General features: G+C 50.2%; 9 protein-coding genes. 2 read left to right on the top strand and 7 right to left on the bottom strand.

Translation table 11 applies throughout. The features are described from left to right. Positions 1–533 precede the first annotated feature (533 nt). Complete coding sequence (locus CX650_RS06975) at positions 534–1778, top strand: alpha/beta hydrolase (RefSeq protein WP_101095394.1); 1245 nt, start codon at positions 534–536, stop codon at positions 1776–1778. 63 nt (positions 1779–1841) lie between these two features. On the opposite strand, the gene CX650_RS06970 is transcribed toward CX650_RS06975, so the two are convergent. From CX650_RS06970 to CX650_RS06945, 6 genes are all read right to left on the bottom strand, one after another. Next, the gene (locus tag CX650_RS06970) at positions 1842–2432 is read right to left on the bottom strand and encodes a CBS domain-containing protein (protein WP_039035798.1); all 591 of its coding nucleotides are present in this window, start codon (positions 2430–2432) and stop codon (positions 1842–1844) included. A gap of 65 nt (positions 2433–2497) precedes the next feature. Then, positions 2498–2833, bottom strand: coding sequence for a hypothetical protein (locus tag CX650_RS06965; protein WP_101095393.1), 336 nt, complete (start codon positions 2831–2833; stop codon positions 2498–2500). A gap of 240 nt (positions 2834–3073) precedes the next feature. After that, positions 3074–4156: a rhomboid family intramembrane serine protease gene (locus tag CX650_RS06960; protein ID WP_039035796.1), complete on the bottom strand. Its 1083-nt coding sequence runs from the start codon at positions 4154–4156 to the stop codon at positions 3074–3076. A gap of 3 nt (positions 4157–4159) precedes the next feature. Continuing rightward, complete coding sequence (locus CX650_RS06955; protein ID WP_039035795.1) at positions 4160–4747, bottom strand: hypothetical protein; 588 nt, start codon at positions 4745–4747, stop codon at positions 4160–4162. A gap of 91 nt (positions 4748–4838) precedes the next feature. Further along, positions 4839–5420 (bottom strand): hypothetical protein, encoded by a 582-nt coding sequence (locus tag CX650_RS06950; RefSeq protein WP_039035794.1) that lies wholly within the window; start codon positions 5418–5420, stop codon positions 4839–4841. Positions 5421–5516: 96 nt separating this feature from the next. Continuing rightward, positions 5517–5801 (bottom strand): type VI secretion system PAAR protein, encoded by a 285-nt coding sequence (locus CX650_RS06945; RefSeq protein ID WP_101095392.1) that lies wholly within the window; start codon positions 5799–5801, stop codon positions 5517–5519. A 478-nt stretch (positions 5802–6279) separates the two neighbouring features. Here CX650_RS06945 and CX650_RS06935 point away from each other — a divergent pair, with 478 nt between their 5' ends. Continuing rightward, complete coding sequence (locus CX650_RS06935; protein WP_039035791.1) at positions 6280–6516, top strand: HP1242/YdcH family protein; 237 nt, start codon at positions 6280–6282, stop codon at positions 6514–6516. A 115-nt stretch (positions 6517–6631) separates the two neighbouring features. Here the strand turns inward: CX650_RS06935 and CX650_RS06930 are convergent, their stop codons facing one another. Further along, positions 6632–7213, bottom strand: coding sequence for a hypothetical protein (locus tag CX650_RS06930; RefSeq protein ID WP_101095390.1), 582 nt, complete (start codon positions 7211–7213; stop codon positions 6632–6634). Positions 7214–7223: the final 10 nt, after the last annotated feature.

Raw genomic sequence — 7223 nt, 5'->3', positions numbered from 1 at the left:
ATCGGCCTAGGGCGGTAAAAATATCAAAGACCCGATATCCTGTTAATCACAAGGCAGCTCCGCTTAAGTGAACTACGTTGCACCCCAGGGTGGCCTTTAATATATCAAAAAATCTGTATATCCAATGAGTTAGGGAGACTTTATACCCAAGTAAAACCGCCTATCTGATGCAAATTGTGGATATTGCCCCCAAAGTGATAACGGCTTGCAAATGAACCAGCGCAAGATGTGTATAAAGCAAAATTTGCTCGCTTGTGCTGCAAAGTCGCCACTCCCATGTCAAAAGTAGGTTTGTCATTTGAATATCCTTCCTGGCGTATATGATTGAGTTAACACAGATTTATGAAAACTACCGAGAAGGTTTTGAAATCACTCTAAGTCACCTATGGCAGCAACAACTTGTGTAACAGAGGGAGCCTGATGGCTCCCTCTTCTTTCATCTTGTGCTTGCCTTTGCCAGTGGTCGTGCCTATAACCGCTTTCCTCCAGGAGTTTATTCAGGTACAAGATTAAAAAACAAACAAGGATGAACCATGAAACTCAGGCTGCCGCTGCTGGTTTTAATGCCGGTACTTCTTTTAAGTTCAGTCGCCCAGGCCAAGCCAGAGCCTTTGCTCTATGGCTACAGTGATACCCTGGCATCCAAGGTCTACCAAAGTGAGCGGCGCTGGATGCTGTCCTTGCCGGAACGCTACCATGCCACCCAAGACAGTGATCGCCGTTATCCCGTGCTCTATATCGTCGATGCCGACTTCCAGTTCCGCCATGTCTCTGCTGCGGTCAACAACCTCGCCAGAATGGGCAAGATACCGCCCATGATAGTAGTGGGTATCGCCATGCAGGGGCAGAAAGACTACCTCTACTCCACCACCTGGCCATCGGCTGAGGGCGCAGACTTTGGCGGCAGCGACAAAATGCTCGCCCACCTGCAACAGGAACTCGTGCCCTATATCGACAAACATTACCGCACCTCGGGCCACAACGCCCTTGCCGGTTATTCTCTGGGTGGCTTGCTGAGCCTGCAGATGATGCTGCAATCCAAGAGTCCTTTCAGTGCCTTTCTCGCCATGAGTCCCAGCATCTGGTACGACAACATGGCGCTGCTTGAGCGGACCGCTCCTTGGCTGAAACAGCCTAGGCAGACATCGGCCTACCCCAGGCTTTTTCTCTCTCTGGCCAACGAACAAGGCATGGGGGTGGATGAATTCAGAAAGCTGCTTCATGAGCAGGCGCCCGAATGGCATTTCGACTACCGCTTCTTTCCCTCAGAAACACACTACAGCACCGCCATGCCGGCGCTGCTTGCCGGACTGGAAAGCCTGACACCAGGTTACTTTACCGATGTTGGCCCCTTGCTGCAGCTTGGGGATTACGAAGCGGTACTGGCACACTTTGAGGCCAAGAAAACACTTTGGAGCGGCTTTCATTTCGACTGGCTGCAGGCCTACACCTTAGGAAAGTACCTCTATTACAGTGAGCAGAAATCAAAGATGGCCGAAGTGCTCGCCCTGGCCAAAAAGCAGTTTCCAGAGGATCTTGCAGAGCTGAGTGCCGGCTTTGCCAAAGTGCTCAACAACCGGGGCGAGTTTAAGCTGGCCAAGAAACTCTTGCTGATGACCTCAAAAGTGGGTACTACCCAAGCCGATTGGCAGCAACAACTAAGCCTGGCACTGGCTGCTGAAGGCGACAGCCTTGAAGCAAAAGCAGCTCATACCAAGGCGTTGGAATTGGCCGAAGCCTATCAACTGGAAAGCTGGGAGTGGTGGGAACTGCAGTAACAGGCCCGGCGCGCTCAATCTGCCGAGCCTTTATCAATCACAATACTGGCAACAGGACCGAAATCAGGCCATCTGCTGAACCAGGCCATGACTGGTGTTTATCTGCCGCAGAATATTCAACAGATTGCCGCCCTTGTCTTCCCTCAACTGGCCGACATTCAAACGGTGACTGATATCGGCCAGGCTCAACAACCCGCGGATCTGATGGGTCTGGGTATCGACCACAGCAAAATAGTTATCGCGGCTATGACGCAGGCTCTGCAATACATCGGCGACACTGGCGCTGGCAACCTCATCATAGGCCAGCGCCTGCAGTTGCTCCCTTGGCAGCATCAAATCAAATACCGTCCAGGAGGAAGGTTGATGGGCCTTGTCGACAAGCTTGAGCAGATTGTCCGGTGCCAACAACTCCTGGGTGATGATGCCCAGCATTTGATGACGGGCGTTAATAACAAAATGCAATGCGCTGTGTTCACTCTGCATCAGGGCTGAGGCATCAGGCGCCGGCATATCGGCACTGATGACCATACGCGCGCTGTGGCTGAAGTCCATCATGGCCTCTAAGGCATTGTCATAAGGGTTGAGTTGATTAGCTAAAGCAGAGGCTTGCAACCTGTCGTTGCTGGCAATCGCAAAAGGATGAAGTGTTTTCATGTTGTTACCTCACTTGGAAACTGGGTTGCCGGGCTTCACATTAGTGCGAACCCGAAAGACGGTTTTCAAATGAGGGAAAATGGCGGTGCGCGGGTCTGTGCCTGAGGAAATACATGCAGTACATGGGATTGCAATGACTCCAGCGACGACAGACGCAGTACCAACTCGGCCGAAGGCGCCAGATGAGTAGATTTCTGTTTCAGAAGCGGCGGCTCCTGAGAATCTGTCAGCGTCTTGAGGAACAGGTCTTGGGAATTATCCCCCTGCACTGCCAGAGGTATTGAGGCTGAAACCGGTACCAGAGAAACCTGCTGAGAATGGGCCTTGGGGATAGCAGCAAGAGTGCCTGTCAGCAAAATACTGACCAGCAATAATGCAAACCATCTCTCGATTCGACTCATCTGTGATCCAAGTCTCAAAACACCCGTTTGCCGACAATAACACCGCCTTGGAAAAAAGCACAATATTTTTCAGCGGTAAAAAATAAACCCCGCTCAGAAAACTGACCGGGGTTTAGGGGAAGTGCTTCTTGCAAAGGAATTGGCCATTTGCTGCAAACCACGCCTTGCATCCAGGCCTATAAGTCGACGCAGAGCACACATGTGACTTGTTCGCACCTTACCAGCCAACCTAACTGACACTCAGCGACGGATCTTCACCTCTGGCTCATTAAGCATCGCCAGCAAGGGGTTTTGCTGCATCACTCTGGATTTGAGGCCAAATCCCAGGATAAGTCCCATAATAAAGCCACCTATATGAGCCCAATAGGCCACGCCTTCACCGGCCATCATCAAACCAACCAGGTTGAATACCAGCCAGATGGCAAAGAAAGCCATAGGCGACAACTTCTTCTGGTAGATAACAAACATAAAGGTCAAGCTGGCATGGCGGAACCACAATAGATACATACCGAACAGACCGGCAATGGCGCCACTGGCCCCCACCATAGGGATATTGGAGCCTGGATCGGCAATAATCTGCACCGCCGCAGCCGCCAGGCCACAAAGCAGATAAAGCCCAAGGAATCTTATACGCCCCAAGGCGTCTTCCAGGTTGTCGCCAACCACATAAAGGAAGTACATATTGCCCGCCAGGTGGATCAAATCACCGTGAAGGAACATATGGCTGAACAGGGTCCAAACATGACTGCCGTGCAACACCTCATCGGCCCGCAGGGCAAAGTTGGCAAATACGGTATCAGTTATATCCAAGTCTGTGCCATAAGCGGCAAAAATCATGATGTTGAGCGCCAGCAGCAGATAGGTGATGGCGGGTTGTGAGCGAGTCTTGAGATTAAACTCCACCGGCATTTGCGACAGAAACTGAAACAGCCAGGTTTTGACACTGATCTTGCCATTCAACTCCGCCAACAGTCCCTGCAACCTTGGGGACTGCACCACTTTATTCCTTTCGTCTTTATCGACCCAGACGCCATTGCAACTGTGGCAGACATCCAGCTCTATCTGATAGCCGTCCATCAGATGGTATCTGTGCATCTGTTCTTCACAGTGCATGCAGTGCCGCTTGGAAAGCCCAAGATGAGGCCCGAGCGACTCTTCAATGCGTACATGATCATTGCCATTGTCAGCAGTTGACAGCGCGCCGTTAAGCTCGCCATTATCAAACCAAATGCCTTCACAGTGATTGCAGCTGTCCACCTGCTCACCGTATAGTTCGAAGGTGCGCATCGATTCGCTGTAACACCCGGGACATTTTAAATTCATGGATTATTCCTCTGTGATATTCACATCCACGCCACTACGTTGCAACTCAAGCTCCATACGCTGAAAATTCAGTTGCAGCTTAGGCAAAGTGTCGGCCGAAATCTTCCCTACCAAGGCTCTTAACCTGGTTGTACCGACACCACGGCTCAACTCTTGCTTTTCCATTTTTTCAATCAGCTGGGCAGATTCAATTCTGAACCTGCGGATAGCGGTCAGGATCTCAGCCGGTGTTTCCAGCGCATTGGCCGAGTAATACATGTTTTGCCAAACAAAATCACTGAGCTGGGGATGCAATGACTTCAAGTCCAGCGGTCTCTGTTTATCTATGTCCGCCATATAGGCTTCCAGCGTCTGCAAGTTATCCCGCACTTCATCATACAAGGCTCGCTGCAGATGATAGTTATTCTGGGTATTAACCAGAGAGTCAAACTTAATCGCCTGTGACAGCCCTTGCTGCGCCGCCAAATAAACGCCCAGAACCGTTGCCAGCACCATAAACAGTTGGCTCACCCAGAAGCTGGTTTTAACCAACTCACTATTGTCAAAATGAATTTTACGACCGTTTGATACCGACTCAGATTTCCTTTCCATAGCAACTCCCGATGATGGTATTTAACCTGTCATTGTGAGTCAGAAAAACCTGGTTATCCGTCGGCCAATTCCCAAGTAACAACCTGAGTTGTCAGTTAACGTCGATCCCGGCGCGCTTGAGCTCATCAGCCATCTTTTTATAGCTCTGCTCTAACTTAGGTAAGGTGTGGGTTTCCACCTCTTCAATCAGGGTTCGCAGCTGTTTGGAGCCAAAGCTGGGTCCATAAAACTTACGTTCTATCTTGCCGACAATATCAGCAGAACCCATATAGAAACGGCGGGCACCGGAGAGAATATCACTGGGGGTTTCCAGGGTATAGGCCGAGTACTTCATATTTTCCCAGATGAAGTCTGCCATAACTGGATGATATTCTTTGATATTATAAGGTTTTTCTTTCTCGATAAGCTCAGTGTACTCTGTCATGACTTTGACATTGTCTTTCAGCTCCTCATAGAGAGAGTGCTGCAGATGATAATTGTTCTGCATATTGGTCAGGCTATCAAACTTAATCGCCTGTGACAGACCTTCCTGCGCCGCCAAATAAACCCCGGCAACCGTGGCGATAATCATAAAAATCTGGCTGACCCAAAAACTGGTTTTCACCAACTCCTGATTATCGAATCTGATCTTTTTGGCGCCCCGGCGCTGACTTGACTCTTGATTGACTTCCATTTCAATACCTCTATGAAACTGAATGGGTTTTTAAGGTCGACATCATACAGAAGGGCAATGCAACGAGCTAGCCAAAAGGGCTTTTCTCCTCTGTTCTCAACCGATATTCACAGTACCACCGCCCACCAGAATACCGCCGCAGTCAACCGCATCGCCGGTTCTGGCGGCGGGTTTCCCATCGATAAAAACACTGCCCGAACCCGCGGCAATGGTACGAGGGTGCGGCGGATGCTTGGGCTTGTCGTGGGGGGCCAATGAATCGCCCTGACGTGCCAGCGGAATATCATCCACCTTGACCGTGGAAGAGGCCGAAGTCACCGGCGTGGGTGGAAACCCATCATGATCTGTCCCTATATCGCCCAACTTAACGGCATTACCCATAACTGACTCCTTAATACCTTGATTAACGTCCGCAAAATTCATCTGCCCATTGCTACACCTTGGCAAGCGCTGCCTCCGTTAATTGGATATTGTTGACCAAACATCTTTTCCACTGAAATTTATGCCTTAACTTATTAAATATTATGCTATTGGTATCGACAGATGCCATATGTATGCAGGAAACTTAAATTCCTTCGACTTCAAAAAAGAGGCCATAGTTAGTAATGCTTTTAGTCAACAACACACTTTCCGCTACAAGCCAAGGAAGCTAAAGCGGCAGTTATACAGGGGTCCAATCCAACTACAGCTTTATCAGCTCAGTTTTGCCGTGTCCGGCATTGTGGTTAATCGGTATAGCCAAGACAGGGATTAGCGTCAGTTGTCGGCTTTCTCTGGATGACAGACAAGGCGTCACTGGGTAGAGTAGGAATCAAGGCTTAAGCCTGCGTCGACCAGACACCATTGGAGGAGATAGCTTATGTTGGGCGAAAATCATGCGCTGATCCTGGAGTTTCCGGAGTACAAACAGAAAATCCATCAACTCAAGGAAAACGATCCGCACTTTAGTGAATTGGCGGCAGAGTATCAGGCTCTCGACCTTGAGATCCGCGGTCTGGAAGAAAACTGTGTGCCCACGGCAGAAGAACGTTTCAGCCAACTGACATTGCGCCGCGCCGAACTCAAGTCCTGGCTCTACCAGCAGTTACTGCGCTGAGGAACACTCGCTCCCAAACACCCCCGGATATCTCCCTGTAAAACAAGAGCTCCGTGTTGCTTAAAGCGCCGGAGCCCTATCAAGCCGATACTTCAGCATTCAAAAACACCAAAGCTTAGAGCTTATCCAGTTGCAGAGCATTGGCAAACGCCTGTAATTCACTGACCTTAACCCCTTCACCCGAGAGGGTAAACATGGCATTGCCATTGACTATCACAGTCAACTCAGGCTCACCGGACTCTGTGCTCAGCATGGCGTTATGCCCCTGAACCTTGACCAGCTTGCCGCCGCTCATGGCAATCATTGAAGGATTGGTCAGCATGGCCATCACAGACTGCAATAAGGGAGAATCAAGCACCAACTCTATCTCCAACCGCGCACTGTCTTCTTTATAATAATGGCGGCTGGCATTGATGCCGCCCCCCAACATCATGCCACCACTTTCACTTGCAGGTTCATCTGCTTGCCAGCCAGGTAATGGCTCTGGAAATACCCCCACCACTTCCCCGGCCCGCTGCTGCCGGATAAGGGCTGAAGCATAATCCAGCTGGGAACTGGCCTGGCTCAATTCACCCTTACGGTAATGCTGTAACCCGGCCTCAATAGCTTCGGCTACAGCAGGATCTTCAGCGGCCTGCAGCGGCGCCGCCAATGCCAATGCCAATGAGGCAACAAGTAATAGATTTGAAGGTTTCATTATCTTTCCC

This window comes from Shewanella indica (genome assembly GCF_002836975.1).
Lineage (GTDB): Bacteria > Pseudomonadota > Gammaproteobacteria > Enterobacterales > Shewanellaceae > Shewanella > Shewanella indica.
This window is presented reverse-complemented; position numbering and strand designations above follow the sequence as displayed.

What these genes read in the sequence shown, in the direction of transcription:
- CX650_RS06975 (WP_101095394.1), top strand. Translation starts at nt 534, where the DNA reads ATGAAACTCAGGCTGCCGCTGCTGGTTTTAATGCCGGTACTTCTTTTA.
- CX650_RS06970 (WP_039035798.1), bottom strand. Translation starts at nt 2,432, where the DNA reads ATGAAAACACTTCATCCTTTTGCGATTGCCAGCAACGACAGGTTGCAA.
- CX650_RS06965 (WP_101095393.1), bottom strand. Translation starts at nt 2,833, where the DNA reads ATGAGTCGAATCGAGAGATGGTTTGCATTATTGCTGGTCAGTATTTTG.
- CX650_RS06960 (WP_039035796.1), bottom strand. Translation starts at nt 4,156, where the DNA reads ATGAATTTAAAATGTCCCGGGTGTTACAGCGAATCGATGCGCACCTTC.
- CX650_RS06955 (WP_039035795.1), bottom strand. Translation starts at nt 4,747, where the DNA reads ATGGAAAGGAAATCTGAGTCGGTATCAAACGGTCGTAAAATTCATTTT.
- CX650_RS06950 (WP_039035794.1), bottom strand. Translation starts at nt 5,420, where the DNA reads ATGGAAGTCAATCAAGAGTCAAGTCAGCGCCGGGGCGCCAAAAAGATC.
- CX650_RS06945 (WP_101095392.1), bottom strand. Translation starts at nt 5,801, where the DNA reads ATGGGTAATGCCGTTAAGTTGGGCGATATAGGGACAGATCATGATGGG.
- CX650_RS06935 (WP_039035791.1), top strand. Translation starts at nt 6,280, where the DNA reads ATGTTGGGCGAAAATCATGCGCTGATCCTGGAGTTTCCGGAGTACAAA.
- CX650_RS06930 (WP_101095390.1), bottom strand. Translation starts at nt 7,213, where the DNA reads ATGAAACCTTCAAATCTATTACTTGTTGCCTCATTGGCATTGGCATTG.